The following is a 17601-nucleotide window of genomic DNA, read 5'->3' as shown; positions in this document are numbered from 1 at the left end:
TTTCTGGGGTTTTACATGGCGATTGTTCCCCTCTCCTTAAGAGCAGCGGCTTCCGACTTGGCGAAAATCTACTATTTAACATAGCGTTAGAAGTCTCACGAACTTAATCTGTATCAACGCTGCCTCCTTATGTTGCTACCAAAGCAATGTCGTTTCTGATTTTGAGGTTTAGCTAAGCGTTCGAGTCCTTCAGGGATCGCCAATTTCCATTCTCCTCCCTAGGCAGCAGCCATATGCTTGACTGTCATATCTTCAATCAATTGCAGCCACCCGTTTTCAAAGCGTTGCTGGTTGAGCCGTGCCAGTTTCGGGCGATTTTGGGTGGCATTGGGCACCGGGCATTCCACCAGGCGTTTCATGTCGGTGCTTAATGATGCGATTCCGACGCCCGTCAGCGACTGGGCACCGTCTTGGATCTGGTCCAGCAAACCGTCAACCGGGGCGACCAGAACGGCACGGCCTGCAGCCAAGGCTTCCTGCGCGACAAGCCCAAAGGCTTCCCAGCGGGAGGGCACAACCAATGCATCGATCTGCGCCATAGCTTTGGCGGTTTCGCAGAAACCCTCAAAGGTGATACGCGGGTCTGACCCAGCCTGAGCCACGAGTGCTTTCTGTTCGTTCCCTGTGCCGAAGATCTTCAGGCGAAGATCGGGGTCTTCCAGTTTCTGAAATGCCGCTATGGCCTGGTCAAAGCCCTTTTGTACATGCAGCCGACCAATTAGTCCTAAGACATGTGGATTGCCTTTGGGTGCCGGAAGGTTCGCCAATTCATCGAGTGCCACAGAAGACCGAATGATCCGCAGTTTGGGCGCGTCGACAAGCGCGCGTGTGGCCATCCAGCTGCCCTGGGCTCGGCTTACGCAGACAACTTGATCAAACAGTGCATAAGCCGTCCGCAACAGGGTGTAAAATCGATCGCGATTACTGACATTTAGCGCAGTGAAACGTTGAGTATAACTGTGCTCGACATGGATCAATGCGGCATGTGGATGCTGTGCGCGCAGGGTCATCAAGGTCGGCAGATTGCGCCAGTTCAGTGCCAGGTGGCTGACGATGACTTCGCTATGGAAGACAGGCCATCGGCCACGGTTGGCAACCATTTGCAGCTCATGTTTCGCTTGTTTCCCAAGCGTTTCGGAGCTTTGCAGCCCTTCAATTACGCGGGTCACACCGCCGGGAGTGGCATCGTCCAACAGATGAGTCACAGTCATATTCATAGTTAATCCTCCACTTAGCAATTACTGAGATTGTCCGGCGCCAAAGCGCAGGCTGACGGGGTTGAATTTCAAATGGGTCATCGCCAAGGCTGCGGCGAGTGTGGTCAGCGACTTCAGGGGTTCTGACCAATAGGGTTCTAAAGAAGATTGGTTTGCGTTCCGTAAATACTCGACTGCCTTGCGTTCATCTCCGCCACTCACCGCGCGTCGCGCGAGATAGCGCAGCTGATAGGCACGCGCTGCGGCTTCATATTTGGCGAAAAATTCTGGCTGCAACGGACGTAGTTTTGCGATCACATTTTCCCAACTTGCGAGCTGCCGATCTGTGTTCGCTGAAAGGCCGCCCATCGCCACTCGATAAAGTGTCAGCTTGCCGGGTAATCCTTCGATCTTCCAATCCGTTAGAAGGGCAATACGCAGCCAGCACTCAATATCCTCAGATTGACGAAAAGCTTCGTCAAAATAAGTCGTGTGACGCCCATCCGGGGATGTCGCAATGTCTTCAAGTGTCGCCCGGCGCAGCACGGCCGCGGAGCCATTCCCAATGGGGTTGCGTTTCAGGATGTGCTTCGCTGAGATGCCGCGCAGGCGCGGGGATTGGCTGACACCAAGCGCTTTGCCATTGTTATCGATCATCGCAGAGCCCGCGTAACTCAGCCCCACGTCTGGATTGGTGTTGAAATGCGCGATATGGCGGCGGATCTTGTCGGGGTGCCAAAGATCATCTGCGTCACAAAACCCAATAATGTCGGCACAGGCTTCTTGAATACCTCTGTTCCGGGCACCTGCGAGGCCGCGATTGGCTTGGCGCACATAACGTAGTCTTTGATCTTGCAGGAAGGGGGCAACAACATCCGCCGTCGTGTCCGTTGAACCATCATCCACGATGATAATCTCGATATCGGTGACAGTTTGGCTGACCAAGGACTTTAGTGTTTCGCGGATTGTGGAAGCCACGTTGAAGGCCGGAACGATGATCGATGCTTGGGGCATGGGTGATCTCCTGAATTAACTAAAAAACTTGCGGCGCATCGCCGATGGGATGACTGGGGCAAGAAGTGACGCCAGGGCCGTGGCCACTCCGCGGCGCGCTGGGCAGAGGAAGGCCATTGGGCTTTGTTTCAAGCCTGCGACGGCGAATGATCGAGCGATCTCGGCGCCTTGGTCCAAACGAAGTGCACGGCGTGCTAGGTAGCGGAGATAACGCGCCTCATCTGCGGGCTTTGGTTCATATCCAAAGAAGCGCGCCGTGCGCAGGGCCTGACGGCGTGACCGCACCATGGCGATGAGATCAGAAGAAAGCCCACCTGACGATTTGCGGTACCATACATGAGGGGAGGAGATCGGTTGGATCACTACACCCAACCCTGTCAGCCGCATCAGCCATTCAAGGTCTTCATTGTGCACAAAACCCTGCGCCAATCCTCCATGCTCGAGGAACAGCTCTCGGCGCAGAGAGAAGTTGGACATGGTGCAGACGACATTCTCCCCCATGAGAAGCGGCAAGGAGAGCCGTTCATTGGGAACAATTGAACGCGTCAATTCCTCTCCTGGCTCATCGCAGAATATGACCTCGCCAAAGGCCCCGCCGACGGTTTGATCCTGAAAGACCTCACAAAGCTCTTCTAGTTTCTCAGAGCACCAAAGGTCGTCCGCATCGAGAAAACAGAGGATATCGCCAGTTGCCTGAGACGCAGCGAAGTTGCGCGCGACAGCTGGTCCTCTGTTCTCAGAATGAATGACACGAATACGAGGCTCTTCTTTCGCCCAGCACTCAAGCAAGCGCGGTGTTGCATCGGTGCTGCCATCGTTGAAACAGATGAGTTCCCAGTCTTCACAGGTTTGCTCCAACACAGATTGGATGGAGGTGCCAAGAGACTTTTCGGCATTATAACAAGGCATTATGGCGGAAAATTTGGGCATACTTACACCTCTGGTTTGAGATCAAGGGAGGGACGCGCTGGCCATAGAACGCGGTAGGATGCCAGGCAGAGTGTCAGGGTCACGACCACGACGTGCACCGTCGCCAGCCCCATCAGACCCCAAGCTGCGGCAGGAAACGCGGAGAGCAAAAGCACCGCTGTCAAAGTGATGGTCACCACCAGCTCCACTTCGGGGTGCCCCGCGACGCGCAGTTGTGCAGCGGCGGCGGACCACAGGGTCAGAGGCAATGCGGTCAGGCATAGAAGGGAGACCACCGGAGTGATGTAGCTCCAGGCCTCGCCCAGCAGGAGCGGCACATAGATTGGGGCCAGCAGGGACTGCATCAGAACCAGCGGCGCAATCATCGCGACGCCAAGCAAAGCCAGACGACGGACATCCATTGAGGTGCCTTTGCAAAGGTGGGGGAAGATAACCTTGTCAAAGGCAGCGACGTATGAAGTCGCGATGCTGAGGCCGGCATTAAAGGCCATGAAATAGCCGCCCAGTCCTTCGGCGCCGAGCAAAGCGCCGATTACCAGCTTGTCGGCATGCAGGCGCAGTGCATTCACGAGTGAAATACCAATTACAGGCAGGCCGAATGTCAGGAAATCATGAACAGGGGCGGGCGTGACAGAGCGATGGGGGCTCCAGGGGCGCAGGCGGCGCATGGCTATAAGCCAGATTGGGGCGGTCAGAACTCGTGGCAGAACAAGAACAAGCGGGGAGGGTGCGATCAGCACAAGGCCAACAGACAAGAGATTGGCGCTGCAGATCTGTGCTCCAGCGATCGCTGCCGTCTGAGAGAGCTTGCCCTCACGCATGGCCAACGCCGCCTGAACCAGACCCGCTGGCATAAACAGCAATTCAACGGCAGTCAGTGCAATGAGCATACCAACGATTGGATTTTCGAAATAAACGAACAGCCCGCCTATCAGAGTTTGCACCAGAAAGAGCGTGAGGTTGACTTGCCAGAAAAGGCGATGCGCGCGGGCGGTTACTTGCGGTAGATCACCTTCGGGCGCGGCGATGATCTTTTGACCAATTCCATTTTCGGTCAGGCTTTTAAGAATATCACAAACCGCCAGAGCCGCTGCAGCCAAACCAATCTGTTCGGCACCAAGGTGACGCGCCACCATGATCACAACAAACAACCGGGAGAGCTTGCTGACCACCTCTGAGGCGCCATAGGCCATCAGGTGAGAGAGAAATGCAGGTGACTTTTGATTGCGGCCAAACATGGCAAGCTCCCGGTTGAATAAACCCAGCTTGCGAGATGGAGGGGTGTGTCGGGCGGACCCTTCTGGCCAAAACAGCGACCAAGAGAGCACATTTCTACCCAAACGGGTATTACGCGAGCCGAAATGTATTGCGGCGGGATCAAGCAGATGTCTTATTTCGGGAAAAACAATAATAGCTGAGGCGCATGTTCTGATGGGTACTGGTTGGTTCCAAACAACAAAAGCTGTTGGCTTGCTGGCCTTTTTGGCCGGTTGCGCGGCTGTTGCCGATCCTGAGAATATCGAGCCCATTGATGTCGGTGATGGATATCAGGCCCAATACAGAGATGTCGTCACGAAGCGGGATGATCGCTTTCTAACCTCAGCGCGGCTCAATGCAGAACGGTGCCTGCCTCTTAGAGGAGGCGTTGCAGGAAAGACCATAGGCGCTGGGCATCTGCTCGGGGAAAAGATTTCGCGCAATGACCTTCTAGATGTGCGGATCGGATCAGATGAGACCCTGACAGGACGCTATGTCGTTTCCCGCGATGGGTCGTTGAAGTTGCCCTTTGTACACTCTGTCCCGGTGCAGGGGAGATCTGTCGGCGATGTCGAAACACTTTTGGCCGGCGCGTTAATCAATTCCGATCTTTACGATGATCTACCGCCAATATCCGTCAGACTGGTTGATTTCGCATCGGTCAGCATTGGCGTTTCGGGTGCAGTGTTTGAACCGCATCAAATCGAACTGGGCGGCACACCCGGAGATCAGATTGATCCCAATCGCGCAGAGGCATTGGGGGCTTCCACCGAGTCTCGCAATCTCTCGGCGGCCCTGCGCTCAGCTGGAGGCATCCGGCCTGATGCGGATATTTCCGCCGTCGAGCTGCGGCGCGCTGGTCGCGTTCACAAACTTGATCTGCGTGGCGTTTTTGAAGGGCGCAACATGGTCGATGTGATGCTGATGACGGGTGATCAGGTTTATGTACCGTCGCGTCAGTGTTTTCAGGACAGTCTCATGCGACCAAGCCCGATCAGCCCTCCGGGAATCACAATGTTTCTGTCAAATCTCACGCAGCCAGCGTCGAGCAATGCCTCCTCTGCGATCGGTAGGGATGTTCGTGAACTACCCTACGGAACACGCTATATGCAGGCTGTTGTCGATGCCAACTGTGTGGGTGGCGCGCGTGTCAGCAGTGCCCATCGGTCTGCCATGTTGATGTCACGCAATCCAGAAACCAAAGTCTCGGTTGTGATCGAACGGGATATCGAAGACATGCTGCGTCGGGCTGACCGCGATGACTACGATCCATATTTGCTGCCGGGCGATGCGATCGCTTGCTATGACAGTGCGGTGACCAACTTCACAGAAGCAGCGCGTGTGTTGGGTGCTGTGACCCTTGGTGCAGCGTTGAACTAGGGCAGCCTTTTATTTCTAGGCAGTTGGGGCTTAGCCTTTCGTCAGCGACGTGCGGGTCTCAGACCAACTGCTTTGGATTTCTGCCAGAACGGGCTCCGGGACTGTTGTCTCTGCTTTTCCAATCTTTTCTGCAGCCTGAAGCGCGGAGCGATACCCTTCTGCACCAAACAAAGCCGCTGAGGACGCGATCTTGTGGCAGCGTTGAACGATCTCATCAGCTGAATTGGGTGCGCTCTCTAACCACATAGAAAGCGCATCACCTTCCGAGATGAAACGCTCAAGGAAGTGGTCATATTGATCCCCAAACATCGTCTGCGCATCGCCGGTATCGATTGCTACCGTCGCATTTCGAATGGAGGGACTGTCCTGCGGGTGACCGATCGTTCCCAAAGCGGCACGCAGCTCTTCGATTTGCACCGGCTTGCCGATGAAGCCATCCATGCCGCTTTCTCGGAACCGCTTGGTATCCTCGGATAACACATTGGCAGAGAAAGCAAAAATCGGCGTTTTCCGCGCGCGTTTCACATTGGCGCGAATGCGTTTTGTTGCCTCCAACCCGTCCAGCTTTGGCATGTTGATATCCATCAGTATCGCGTCAAAGTCGCTTTTGCCCGCCCAATCGATTGCCTCCAATCCGTTGGTGGCAATGATCACAGTGTGCCCCTCGGCACGCAGCATTTTGTCGACGACAAACGCATTCATTTCGTTGTCTTCCACCAACAGCAAATGCAATGCATATTCAGCTTTTGCTTCAGGTACATCACGTTCCGGCGTGGGGGCATGGCCCTCCGGTATGGGCAGGCGAACCCAGAACACGCTGCCATCTCCTGGCGTGCTCTCAACCCCGATTTCCCCGCCCATCAGAGTGGCCAGCCGTTTTGCGATTGGCAGGCCGAGCCCCGTCGATCCGGTGTCACCTCCGGCTCGATTTGTGGTTTCAAACTCTTCAAAAATCCTCTCGATATCATCTTCGGCAATGCCCAGACCACTGTCTATCACCCTGACTTCTACGAGAGGTGAGGCCCCCCTGAGACCAACCTGTTCGATCTCGATATCCACTCGACCGTTTTCCGTGAACTTAACGGCGTTGCCTACGAGGTTCAGTAGGATCTGCTCCAGATGCCCTTTATCGGTTTTCACCCAATCCAGAGCATCCCCGATCCACGCCCAGCTCATTGCTGTATTGCGCTGTTCTGCTCCGGCACTTTGGCCATCAACAACATCCTGCAGGAACTCTCCGATGTGAAATGTCTCTTCCTGGATTGGAAGGCGCCCGCTTTCAAAGCGCGCGATGTCCAAGATCGAGTTCACATGTTTCAGCAATTGCCGACCTGAAATCTGCATATTGTTCTGAAACTGCTCTTGTTCCTGCGTCAGTGCAGTGCTGCCCAGTAATGTGAGGTTACCCAAAAGCCCACTTAGAGGGGTGCGGATTTCGTGGCTCATGACCGTCAGGAATTCAGCTTTTGCCTTTTCCCCCGCCAAAGCTTGGTCCCGCGCCTCGGTGAGCTCTACTTCCGCTTCTACCTGTGCAGAGATATCTCGTAAAAAGGCAATTAGGATATCGCCATCTGGGCCACGTCCAGATTGCAGAGCGAGCTCCACTGGGAATATTGACCCGTCTTTGCGCATCGCGTCGATGCGAATGCGGCCATTGCCGACAAGTTTCTTTTGGCCCGTGTCTTGCAGGCGCTTCATGCCGGCCTGATGCGCTGCGCGCAATTCAGGCGGCACAATTAAATCTCCAATGGAACGTCCAACAGCCTCTTCATAAGTGTAGCCAAAGATGGTTTCCGCGGCGGTGTTGAAGTCTACCACATTGCCACTGCGGTCAGACACAATTACCCCGTCCAAGGAAGTGGATAGAATGGTTTCCATATGCGCATTTGCACGCGCAAGGGCATGTCCTCGGGTCCGGCTTTTGGCGTCAGCTGATCGAGAATAGAGCAGCAAGGCCACGAGGCTCACGACCAAAAGGGCGGTGACTGCGGAAAGCTCTCGTAAGGTTTTTGACAGGTTCTCGCGCAATTGGTCGGAGGCATCCGTAAAATGCGCCAAACCTGACACGTAGAGGGTGCGCACATTCGGGCGTAATGCCAAGGTTTCGGTCTGAATTTGAGGCAAGGCAGCAATCAAGGTCTGATCATCAGAATCAATTGCTATGGCCGTTTTGGTCAAGAACTCCCCAATGTCTTCCTTAGCTTCGTAAAAGGGTTTCTGACGTCTTGCTGCCTCAAATACCTGACTATGGGAAATGATGTCATGGCGGCTGAAGAACACATCAAAGTCTTTTCGAAGATCGCTGAGATCTGGTGCTTCTTCCCAAATGGTCTGTTGCAGGGTTGCAGAGAAATCTAAGTACTCAATCTCAACCTGCGATAGGGTCCATTGGACGGTGTCTGATCTGGCTGAACGCAGTTCTCGAAGATCATTTATCACACTGCGTGCGAGCAATAGGATCACAACCAGGCTGATCGCCGCCGCAATCGGCAACAGCCAAGACCTGAGAGACGACTTCTGCTTCTCAGAGGTGAGGGTAGGGGAATTCTCTAACAATGAATGTCCGTTCGGTGGCTTCAATCAATCACTTCAATCTTATTAAGCTGCCAAACTGAGCGCGCGTAAACCGTTTCTGTCCGAAATCGTGCCGATTGATCAAATGGATAGACAATCCAAAGGGGGCCTTTTCCCCGGCGAGACATTTCTGAGCCATTCATTCTGTAGGCCAATAGGGCGTGCTGGTTTAAGGCGTCATCCAAAGGAATGTCTGCGGCGTGATCATTGTTGGCAAGCAAGCGAAGCTGGGACCCTTCGATGTTATAAGCTGACAGAAGTTGTGTTAAGGGAACGCCTTTGAAGCGATTGATCCCATTGGTCCAAAGGGTAGAGGTGACAATTTCACGGCTTTCCAGTGCCTCAAGGGCCTGTAAATCCAGCTGAAATGCCACCTCTTTCCCCCCGCTCGTTTGATCAACGATCTCTAGCAGGACGGAGGATGACGGCAGATTTTCCTCATGCGCGATCAGGGCTGAAGGTGTCAGGCTGATCAACGCTACAATCAAAACAGCGCTGGTTAACAAACGGGACCACATGCGGCATCCTCCTTGGTTGAGAATGCCAGATTTCTTTGCCCATTAAGTCATATCTAGCGGGTATCCCCCTATCCGGTCGGATAGGAGTGATCTCTCTCAATAGGCGCCTCGACCTGTCAAAACTGCGCGAAACGTGGCGTAGAAGATAAAGACGTCTAGCCAAAGTGACTTTGAAGAGGCATAGGCGAGATCCATGTCGATCATCCGGTCAAAGTCGATATCCGCGCGGCCTGAAACCTGCCAAAGTCCAGTGAGACCGGGTTTGATCGCAAGCCGACCACGCGCTTTTTCAGGATAGGCGGCGACCTCTTCCGGCAAAGCAGGGCGCGGACCAACAATCGACATATCACCTTTTAAAACGTTCACGATCTGTGGGAGTTCATCCAACGAATAGCGGCGGATGAATTTGCCAATGCGTGTCACACGTGGGTCGCTACGGGATTTGAAACAGACCCCTTCACGATCAGAGGTTGCAAGAAGCTTTGCGCGCTGCGCTTCTGAATCCAGGGCCATGGAACGTAGTTTATAGAGTGTGAAGCGGCGGCCATTCAGCCCAACCCGTTGTTGGCGAAAAATTGGTGAACCCTGACTTTCCAACCGGATCAGCGCCATGAGGCAAAGAAGCATCGGGCCCAGCACGATAAGACCGCCAAGACTTAGGGTGATATCGATTGCGCGCTTGGTTTTATCTGACGAGGAGCTCTGCCTGTAGGGCCACAGAGCCGCCCGGGCAAGAAATGCCAGATTGCCAATCAGATAACGTTTTGCCATCCGGCGGGGCTCCATCATCAGTCGCCAAACCCACTCAGATTTAACCTTGCGGACCCAATTGGGTGCTCTTGATACATTGCCCGCAAGGAAATCAAAAAGACCTCCAACCGAAACGCAGATGCGTGTTTTCAACGCTGGAAAATTGCGGTCGATCCAAAGTTCCTGAAGTGGCACACCCAGTGCAACCAAGAGAATATCAGCGTCCGAGGCATTAATCTCTTTGATCGCAGCCTGGTCCTCGGCACCAGAATACCCATCTCGTGTTCCTGCAATCTTGAGCTTTGGGATTTGTCGACACAGAGCTGCAGCGGCCCGTTCTGCAGTGCCCGGTTTGCCACCCAGCAAGTAAACGCTTTGACCTCGCTTAGCAGCTTCCACAAGCAGCTTCGGAACAAAATCCGTGCCGTTCAGGTTCTCGCGAATATGGGTGCCCTGCATTTTTGCGGCAAGCTCCATCCCGATCCCATCTGACAAGACAACATTTGTGCGCTCAAGCGTAGCTGAGTACGCGTTATCCTTCCCAGCGACATTTACGCAGTGCGCATTCAGAAAAGCCACTTTCCGGCGTCCAGGGGAAAGCACGCGGGAAATCGCTTCTCGCGTGTGAAGATTATCAAAACGATTTCCGAGAACCTCTTTGCACAGCGGCAAGCTGGCCGTTTCGCTGAAATTCCAATGATCGAATTTGGCTTGATAGGTCATGAGTTTGCTCCCTTGCGTTTCCATCAGGGTGGAAGGCGCAGCGGGGGAAAACAGCATCACATTTGGCTCAAATTGCGGCTAAATCGGAGTTTGTGAGCAGTAAAAGGTCTTGTTTTTCATGCTGTTGTGTTTTCTTCCTATCCCTTAGGGTAGAGTTATCACCTGATGTTTCCCGCGAAATTTTCCCATTTCGGCCACAGTTGTTTGCGACAAAACATTATTGAGTAAAGTATCGAGCGAGGTATCGGCGATGCGTATTTTGATTGCTGATGACCATGACCTGCTGCGCGACGCGTTGGTGGCCTTCATGGATCAGGAAGAGAATATAGAGACACATACAGCTGCGGATCTTGCAGAAGCAGTCGCGCTGATTGATGGGGACTGGACATATGATCTGGTCCTCCTGGACTACAATATGCCGGGGATGAACGGGCTCGATGGCCTGCGTATCGCCGCTGATCGCAACGGTGTGCACCGCGTGGCATTGATGTCAGGCGAGGCCAACCGCGAAATAGCCGAACAGGCGCTGGAATTGGGGGCGACGGGATTTGTTCCGAAGACCCTGCCAGCAAAATCGTTGGTGAACGCGATCAAGTTCATGGCCATGGGTGAGAAATACGCCCCGTTGGAATTCATGACTGCAGAACCAGAAGCGAACAATCACCCGCTTTTGGAAAACCTGACAGAACGTGAAACTCAGGTTTTGAAAGGTCTGACCGAAGGCAAATCCAACAAAGAGATCGCCCGCGATCTCGATCTGTCGGAACCTACGGTGAAGCTGCACGTGAAGACGCTTTATAAGAAGCTGGGCGTGGCAAATCGCACCCAAGCGGCGCTGATCGCCCGCGACCAAGGCGTATTCTAAGCCTATCCAAACGGATCATGAGGGCATGCCTTTGCCCTCATTACTCTCCAATCCCCCGAAATTTTGATGGCGTGCCAAGGCTAGGCTGACTGGTAAATTCCTTCAGTGCGAGTGCCCCATGGTGATGCAACCCAATGTTCCGACCTACGTGTCCAACGCTGAATACCTCAGCCGTTTGGATAAAGTTTTGGCGAAGGGAAAACCTGGTCAACCAGGATATCTCTTCAAGCGCATTCTAAGATACCTGGCGGTGTGCCTGATCTGGATTGCTCTGATCTGGGCCCCAATCATCGGATATCTCTCATCCGCGCCGCCAAAATATACCTCTCAGATGTCTCTGATTTTGCCGGGATCGGGGGTGTCGGCCAGCGTGAATATGGAGGGTATCGGCCAAGCCAGCAGTTATGCATCCTCGGCCTTTTCCAGCAACTCGATCAGCCCAACCCAAACCTACAAACGCCTGCTAAGGGCGGATCGCATTCTGGATGCCGCGGCTTTGAGTTTGAATGCCCGCCGAGAAGACCTGCCTCGACCAAAGGTGACCTTGGTTGACCAAACTGGGTTGATCCACGTTGAAATGACCGGGGTAACTCCTGAGGAAGCACGCGACCGCAATCAGGCGATTTTGACGGCGTTTTTCAAGGAAGTTGAGGCACTGCGCACCGATGATTTGCAAGAGCGCGAGGAGGGTGCAGTTCAGGCCATCGAAGAATATCGCGACTCTGTGTTGGCCACCCGCCAGGCCGTAAACCGCCTGCAGTCTGAAACCGGATTTATTTCTAGGGATCAGTTCAGCCAGCAGGTCTCAGAAAACGATGCGCGCTTGTCTGATCTGGTGGTTCTTCGCAGTGAGTTGCATGATAAAACCGCTTTCGTGGGTCGTTTGCAGCAATCGCTCGGCCTCACGCCGCAACAGGCTGCCCGCGCGCTCGATTTATATTCTGATCAACAATATCTGGCTTTGGTAGACGATCTTTCTGCGAAGGCGGCTTTGCGCAACAGGGCGCGCGTGCAATTCGGTACGCGGCATCCAGAGCGCCAGGAAGCTGAAAACGCATATGACATGGCGCAAGAGGCGACTGTGGAGGCCGCAATGGCCATCACCGGTATGCCACGTGCGGTGGCCGCAAAGCTGAATGTTTCTCAATACGGGGACCGCACGTCCTTGCTCGCTGATCTTCTGCGAAACGAGGCAGAACGCGCCGGGCTTGAGGCGCAGCATCAGGAACTTGATAAGCGCTACCAACAAGAAAAATTGCGCCTTGCCAAAGCTTCACGCGCTGCTGCGCAGCTCGAAGATTTGCAACGGGATTTCCAAGTAGCCGAGGCCGTGTTTGCCTCTGCTATCGCGCGCGCACAGTCCTCAAAGACTGACGTTTTTGCCTCTTATCCACTGGTGCAGGTGCTGGAAAACCCATCCCTTCCTGAGGAAGGCAGCTCACCACGCAAGAAACTTGCTTTTCTTGCAGGGGCTGGGGCGACATTCCTTGCGCTCATCGCGCTTTCATTGGGTTGGCTGCGTCGCAGTATCATTCGCTGGGCTTTGGGCCTCAGAGATGGCGTGTCTCATGTCTGATCTAAAGCCTGCGAACCCGGTTGAAACCATCATCTATAGGACTCTCACCTGGACATGGCCGCTTTACGCTGTCGGTGCACTTTATGTGGTTGGTCCTGTCCTGGCTTGGGTTCTCGCCGGTATCGCGGCGCTTGCGCTCTATCTCGGACCAGCTATGCGATCTGATCTGAATGCGCAGGCAATTCCAACATCTGTTTGGTTTTGGTTGATTGGTATGGCGGCGATGCTGCCCATTCTCTGGGTTGGGCACGTAAACTGGGGCTATGGGCTTGCCTCGACGATCAAGTCTACGATCGGCTGGGCCAAGGGTTGGGCTTTGATGGCGCTCTTTCCGTTCGTTGGGGCCGTCCTGCCCATCCGCCGGGAAATATTGATCCGCGGGCAATGCATCGTGGGCTTTTGGACCCTCTGTCTTGCGCCAGTTCTGCTCGCCGCCCCCTATATCGGACTGCCAGAACGTATTTTCACGTCGCCGTTGAAGGTCGTTGGTGGGCCCGGACCAGAGTATTTCACACTGTTCCTCTTCACTTTCGATCCAGCGTCCTGGACGCCGCGCTGGCAATTTTTCGCGCCATGGTCTCCATTTGCAGCCTTGCTTGGCGTTTGCATGGTGCTCTTTGCGCTTGAAGAGAAAGATCGCAAATGGAGGGCCGCTGGAATCGGGGCAGGTGTTCTGATGGTACTGGCATCAAAATCGCGTATGGGACTCGTTGGGTTGGTCTTTTGCACAATCCCGCCAAGACTTTTGCCATTGATCGGAAAGCAATGGGCTGTCTTCCTTTTGGCGGGTTTGACTGCGAGCCTTGCAGTAACCGCGGATCGATTGATTTCCTCGCTAGGGGCAGGGATATCCGCCTTCAAAAACGCCCGTGCCGACAGCACCCGTGTACGCGCCACATTGCAGCGCATTGCAGAGGAACGATGGCGGGAAGAGGCCGTCTGGTTCGGTCATGGTCGACCAGAACCCGGTGCGCATATCGTCGAATATATGCCCATCGGCACACATCACACCTGGTATGGGCTTTTGTTTGTAAAAGGTCTGTTGGGCTTCCTGGCTCTGCTGATCCCATTGCTCTACCAGCTGCTCACAGCTTTAGCGGATACTACACTTCATCAACGCGGACGTTTGCCTTTGGGAATCCTGCTGGTGATTTGCATGCTGTCTTTCGGGGAAAACATTGAAATCGAAGCTTATTTGCTCTGGCCGGGTCTGATGATCCTGGGCATTCATGCGCGAGAAATTGCAGCCGATCCAATTGACACTGTGCATCCCAAACGTGTGAAGCCAGCCATTGCATCATGAAAACAAAAACGGCTCCCGAAGGAGCCGTTTTGGTATCTGCAAACCCTTGATGGGTCTGAGTAAAATGGTGGGCGACCTTGGAATCGAACCAAGCGTGAGTCGCCTCGAGGGAGTTACAGTCCCCTGCCACACCTTGCGGCCTGTCGCCCACTTGTTCGGCATCGCTGCTGAACGTGAGGGGCTGATTACAGGCCCCATTGGGGGGCGTCAACAAGAAAATCTCTTGCAGATGGGTCAAGTTCACTGCATTGGTACCGCTCTTATTTCTGGAAGGCGGAAAACCATGAAAAAGCCAAAGTGGGTCGTTGAAAAAGAGCAGGCCAAAAAGGCCGCATCTGCCGAAACGGTCTGGCTATTTGGCCTTCATGCGGTGCGTGATGCGCTGATGAACCCAGCGCGGGAAAAACTGCGACTCATGGTGACCAAAAACGCCTCTGACAAGCTCGCAGAGGCCATTGCCGCCTCTGGCATGACACCAGAAATGGTGGACCCGCGGAAATTCAACGCTCCGATCGATAAGCAATCCGTGCACCAAGGCGCAGCATTAGAAGTGAAGCCCTTGAATTGGGGCAGCCTGACGGATCGCGCAATCAGCTCTGATGATCGTCCTCCGCGTCTGGTTTTGCTCGATCGCGTGACCGATCCACATAATGTTGGCGCGATTCTGCGTTCTGCCGAGGTCTTCGGCGCGCAGGCCGTGATCGGAACCCGCCATCACTCGGCACCTGAAACTGGGGCGCTTGCGAAAACAGCTTCTGGTGCTTTGGAACGCCAGCCTTATCTGCGCATGCGCAATCTGGCGGATACCATTATTGATTTGCAGAACATGGGGTACATCGTTCTGGGGCTGGATGGTGAAGCTGAGGAAACCATCGAAGAGGTATTGGACGGCAAATATGACCGACCGATTGCCTTGGTTCTTGGCGCTGAAGGACCGGGCCTGCGTCAGAAAACCAAAGAGACGGTGGATCAGCTTGTAAAAATCGATTTTGCTGGCGGTTTCGGCTCCTTAAACGTCTCCAACGCCGCAGCAGTGGCGCTTTATGCGGCCAAGCCGAAGTCCTGAGGCTTGAAACACGAGGCACTGAAGGCAATATCGTTCTGAACAGAACCAAAAGAGCAGGGCAGAGATGGGACCAAAAATCGCGACATGCTGTTATTGCGGCACACGGGCGGCCCTGAAACTGACCGGTGATGTGCAACATGAGCTGGCGTGTGCTTCCTGCGGGGCGCCACTGCATGACATCAAGCAAATGCCTGTCAAATCGCGTAAGGCTGAGAAAAAGCAGCATTATGAAAAGCCAGTTGCTTATAAGAAGCCGCTGAAATCAAAGAAAAAATACAAGAAGAAAAAGAAGGGCTTCCTGTCGGAACTCTTTGATGATTTTGACGATATACTTGATATCTTTGACTGAAACATTTGCTGACAGGCGCTCACAAAGTCGTCACCCCCTCTAGGGGAATTCTAATTTTTGCATAGTCTTGGGTCAGTTCATTTAAACCGGAGCCCACAATGCTGAACCGTCGTTCATTTCTCATCGCCGCAGCCGCAACCCCGGCGGCGCTGTCTCTAGCATCCCCAGCTTTTGCAAAAACCGCCGAAATCTATGCACCAAATGGCGTGGCCATCAAAGGCTATGACACCGTGGCCTTTTTCAAACAGGAAACCCATGTGAAGGGTGATGCCGCATACAAGACCAATTGGAAGGGCGCAGAATGGCATTTTGCCTCTGCTGAAAACCTTACTGATTTCACCGCCAACCCAGAAGCCTATGCGCCTCAATATGGCGGGTGGTGCGCCTTTGCTGTCGCCCATGGTGCCACCGCAAAAACCGACGCCGACGCCTGGACGCTGCATGACGGCAAGCTTTACCTGAATTTCAACAAATCCGTGCGCGCCAAGTGGCGCAAAGATATTCCTGGATTTGTCGCCCGTGCTGATGCCAATTGGCCTGCGGTTCTAGAGGCCTGAATCACGGGTAAGTGTCGAGGATTAAGGCATTGTTCACAATTTTCTTACATCCTCTGGAAAGACGAGAATTTCGTCATATCTCTTATTCATGAGGGCAAGACCGGAACTCTTGCCTTCATTTCACTGTCCCTCGTTCCGCACTGCGCCCGGATATTTTCCGGGCGCTTTTTTAGTTTGTGCTATCCGCCCGATGAACCGAAGCAGCGAAACAGCCGGGTTTGGCGTAGTGCATATGAGCGTAGGCAACCTCAGGATTATCAAAGGCTTTGGAAAGAAACTCTAGGAGCTGATCCCCCACTGCCAGATCCGCATCAATCATCATGTGATCCGCATCAAAGAAGCGCAGAGATATCATGCGCGAGCGCAGTAATTCTGGGACTTCATTGACTTCAAAGTGAGCCTCCTCGGCATTTTCACGCACATATATAGCGTGGCGCGCTTGAAAGGGGCTATCTGCGTTCAGATGCGTGTGGTTCAGCAGAATGACGGTCTCACCAACTTCTGCATCCACCATGCTAACGCGGCAGGGCGCACCGGGGCAGTCGGTCACCGTCATACGTTTGGCCTGCTGTGCAGCCAGCTCCTGATCTGTAAGTGTAAAGAGATGTTTGAAGTCGCGGGCGGGAAGCGCTTTGAATTGAATGTCCATTCCGAACTCTCCTGATCATGTTTTACCTCAAACTGCGTTTCCGCAAGCTCTAAGACGACCCGCTTCCTGCGCTTTCATCGCGAATTCTAGGATTGAGACGTGGGGTTGCTCTTTTCATTCCGTTCTGAACACCCAAATGTTGGGGCATGACACAATATTCCGATGAGCTGCTTAATCAGGTCTTTGATCGCGCAAAAACAATTGCCGTGGTCGGGTTTTCAATGAATCCAGCGCGCGCCAGCCATTATGTGGCGCAGTTCCTGCATGAGCAGGGCTATCGAGTGATCCCGGTGAATCCGGGGCACGCGGGCAAAGAAATGTTTGGCACAACCATCCGCGCCTCTCTGGAAGAAATCGATGAACCTGTTGATATGATAGATGTATTCCGCAAATCGGATGCTTTGATGGGGGTTGTCGAGGATGCCTTGGCGCATCTTCCAGATTTGCAGACCGTCTGGACACAATTGGGCGTCATAGACGAGGCCGCGGCTCAGAAAGCCGAGGCTGCAGGATTGACTGTGATAATAAACCGTTGCCCAATGATCGAATTTCCGAGATTGGGCCGAACAAGCTAGCCTTTTCGGCTGGCTTTTTCCGCGATGCCGCTTGTGCCCTGACGGCGCGCCAGTTCAGCCAAAACCTCTTCCAGCGCCACGCCACGCGACTGCAGCATGACCAAGAGGTGAAACAGCACGTCAGCGCTTTCGCTGATCAGGCCTTCGCGGTCATTTTTTATGGCTTCGATGATGGCCTCAATCGCCTCTTCGCCAAATTTTTCAGCGCATTTTTCTGGACCTTTGGCCAGAAGTTTTGCGGTCCAGCTGCTGTCAGGATCGGCTTTCGCGCGCTCTGCGATGGTCGCGGCAAGATCGTTCAGAGTGTTCATCTACCAGC

17 protein-coding genes and 1 tRNA gene are annotated in these 17601 nt (G+C 53.9%); 8 read left to right on the top strand and 10 right to left on the bottom strand.

Annotation, left to right across the window (positions count from 1 at the left end):
• Nucleotides 1-218: 218 nt before the first annotated feature.
• From M0D42_RS08920 to M0D42_RS08905, 4 genes are read right to left on the bottom strand one after another with little or no spacing between them, the layout of a single operon-like run.
• Nucleotides 219-1217 (bottom strand): glycosyltransferase family 4 protein, encoded by a 999-nt coding sequence (locus tag M0D42_RS08920; protein WP_265018265.1) that lies wholly within the window; start codon nucleotides 1215-1217, stop codon nucleotides 219-221.
• A gap of 21 nt (nucleotides 1218-1238) precedes the next feature.
• Nucleotides 1239-2210: a glycosyltransferase family 2 protein gene (locus M0D42_RS08915; protein ID WP_265018264.1), complete on the bottom strand. Its 972-nt coding sequence runs from the start codon at nucleotides 2208-2210 to the stop codon at nucleotides 1239-1241.
• Between the two features lie 15 nt (nucleotides 2211-2225).
• Nucleotides 2226-3140, bottom strand: coding sequence for a glycosyltransferase family 2 protein (locus M0D42_RS08910; protein WP_265018263.1), 915 nt, complete (start codon nucleotides 3138-3140; stop codon nucleotides 2226-2228).
• A 2-nt stretch (nucleotides 3141-3142) separates the two neighbouring features.
• Nucleotides 3143-4378, bottom strand: coding sequence for an oligosaccharide flippase family protein (locus tag M0D42_RS08905; protein ID WP_265018262.1), 1236 nt, complete (start codon nucleotides 4376-4378; stop codon nucleotides 3143-3145).
• Nucleotides 4379-4571: 193 nt separating this feature from the next.
• Between M0D42_RS08905 and M0D42_RS08900 the strand changes: the two genes are divergently transcribed.
• Nucleotides 4572-5777, top strand: a complete 1206-nt coding sequence (locus tag M0D42_RS08900) for a polysaccharide biosynthesis/export family protein (protein WP_265018261.1) — start codon at nucleotides 4572-4574, stop codon at nucleotides 5775-5777.
• A gap of 30 nt (nucleotides 5778-5807) precedes the next feature.
• Here the strand turns inward: M0D42_RS08900 and M0D42_RS08895 are convergent, their stop codons facing one another.
• From M0D42_RS08895 to M0D42_RS08885, 3 genes are all read right to left on the bottom strand, one after another.
• On the bottom strand, nucleotides 5808-8333 hold the full coding sequence (locus M0D42_RS08895) for a PAS domain-containing hybrid sensor histidine kinase/response regulator (RefSeq protein WP_265018260.1): 2526 nt from the start codon (nucleotides 8331-8333) through the stop codon (nucleotides 5808-5810).
• Between the two features lie 20 nt (nucleotides 8334-8353).
• Complete coding sequence (locus tag M0D42_RS08890; protein WP_265018259.1) at nucleotides 8354-8869, bottom strand: molybdopterin-dependent oxidoreductase; 516 nt, start codon at nucleotides 8867-8869, stop codon at nucleotides 8354-8356.
• A 96-nt stretch (nucleotides 8870-8965) separates the two neighbouring features.
• Nucleotides 8966-10342, bottom strand: coding sequence for a WecB/TagA/CpsF family glycosyltransferase (locus M0D42_RS08885; RefSeq protein WP_265018258.1), 1377 nt, complete (start codon nucleotides 10340-10342; stop codon nucleotides 8966-8968).
• A 250-nt stretch (nucleotides 10343-10592) separates the two neighbouring features.
• Here M0D42_RS08885 and M0D42_RS08880 point away from each other — a divergent pair, with 250 nt between their 5' ends.
• From M0D42_RS08880 to M0D42_RS08870, 3 genes are all read left to right on the top strand, one after another.
• Nucleotides 10593-11207, top strand: a complete 615-nt coding sequence (locus tag M0D42_RS08880) for a response regulator transcription factor (protein WP_265018257.1) — start codon at nucleotides 10593-10595, stop codon at nucleotides 11205-11207.
• Nucleotides 11208-11325: 118 nt separating this feature from the next.
• On the top strand, nucleotides 11326-12783 hold the full coding sequence (locus M0D42_RS08875; protein ID WP_265018256.1) for a GumC family protein: 1458 nt from the start codon (nucleotides 11326-11328) through the stop codon (nucleotides 12781-12783).
• On the top strand, nucleotides 12776-14086 hold the full coding sequence (locus M0D42_RS08870) for an O-antigen ligase domain-containing protein (protein WP_265018255.1): 1311 nt from the start codon (nucleotides 12776-12778) through the stop codon (nucleotides 14084-14086). The genes M0D42_RS08875 and M0D42_RS08870 overlap by 8 nt, the downstream gene beginning before the upstream one ends.
• A 65-nt stretch (nucleotides 14087-14151) precedes the next feature.
• On the opposite strand, the gene M0D42_RS08865 is transcribed toward M0D42_RS08870, so the two are convergent.
• A tRNA-Tyr gene (locus tag M0D42_RS08865) sits at nucleotides 14152-14235 on the bottom strand.
• 134 nt (nucleotides 14236-14369) lie between these two features.
• Between M0D42_RS08865 and rlmB the strand changes: the two genes are divergently transcribed.
• The 3 genes from rlmB to M0D42_RS08850 all read left to right on the top strand — a co-directional run bounded on the left by rlmB (nucleotide 14370) and on the right by M0D42_RS08850 (nucleotide 16058).
• Entirely contained in the window at nucleotides 14370-15152 is a 783-nt protein-coding gene (rlmB, locus tag M0D42_RS08860; protein ID WP_265018254.1) for a 23S rRNA (guanosine(2251)-2'-O)-methyltransferase RlmB, read from the top strand.
• A 64-nt stretch (nucleotides 15153-15216) separates the two neighbouring features.
• The gene (locus M0D42_RS08855) at nucleotides 15217-15501 is read left to right on the top strand and encodes a hypothetical protein (protein ID WP_265018253.1); all 285 of its coding nucleotides are present in this window, start codon (nucleotides 15217-15219) and stop codon (nucleotides 15499-15501) included.
• A gap of 98 nt (nucleotides 15502-15599) precedes the next feature.
• A complete protein-coding gene (locus M0D42_RS08850; protein WP_265018252.1) occupies nucleotides 15600-16058 on the top strand; it encodes a YHS domain-containing (seleno)protein in 459 nt (152 codons plus the stop codon).
• A gap of 169 nt (nucleotides 16059-16227) precedes the next feature.
• On the opposite strand, the gene M0D42_RS08845 is transcribed toward M0D42_RS08850, so the two are convergent.
• Entirely contained in the window at nucleotides 16228-16707 is a 480-nt protein-coding gene (locus tag M0D42_RS08845; RefSeq protein WP_265018251.1) for a DUF1203 domain-containing protein, read from the bottom strand.
• Nucleotides 16708-16853: 146 nt separating this feature from the next.
• Here M0D42_RS08845 and M0D42_RS08840 point away from each other — a divergent pair, with 146 nt between their 5' ends.
• Nucleotides 16854-17282, top strand: coding sequence for a CoA-binding protein (locus M0D42_RS08840; protein WP_265018250.1), 429 nt, complete (start codon nucleotides 16854-16856; stop codon nucleotides 17280-17282).
• On the opposite strand, the gene M0D42_RS08835 is transcribed toward M0D42_RS08840, so the two are convergent.
• The gene (locus M0D42_RS08835) at nucleotides 17279-17593 is read right to left on the bottom strand and encodes a phosphoribosyl-ATP diphosphatase (RefSeq protein ID WP_265018249.1); all 315 of its coding nucleotides are present in this window, start codon (nucleotides 17591-17593) and stop codon (nucleotides 17279-17281) included. The genes M0D42_RS08840 and M0D42_RS08835 overlap by 4 nt on opposite strands.
• Nucleotides 17594-17601 lie beyond the last annotated feature (8 nt).

The organism is Cognatishimia activa, from assembly GCF_026016445.1.
Classification (GTDB): domain Bacteria; phylum Pseudomonadota; class Alphaproteobacteria; order Rhodobacterales; family Rhodobacteraceae; genus Cognatishimia; species Cognatishimia activa_B.
This window is presented reverse-complemented; position numbering and strand designations above follow the sequence as displayed.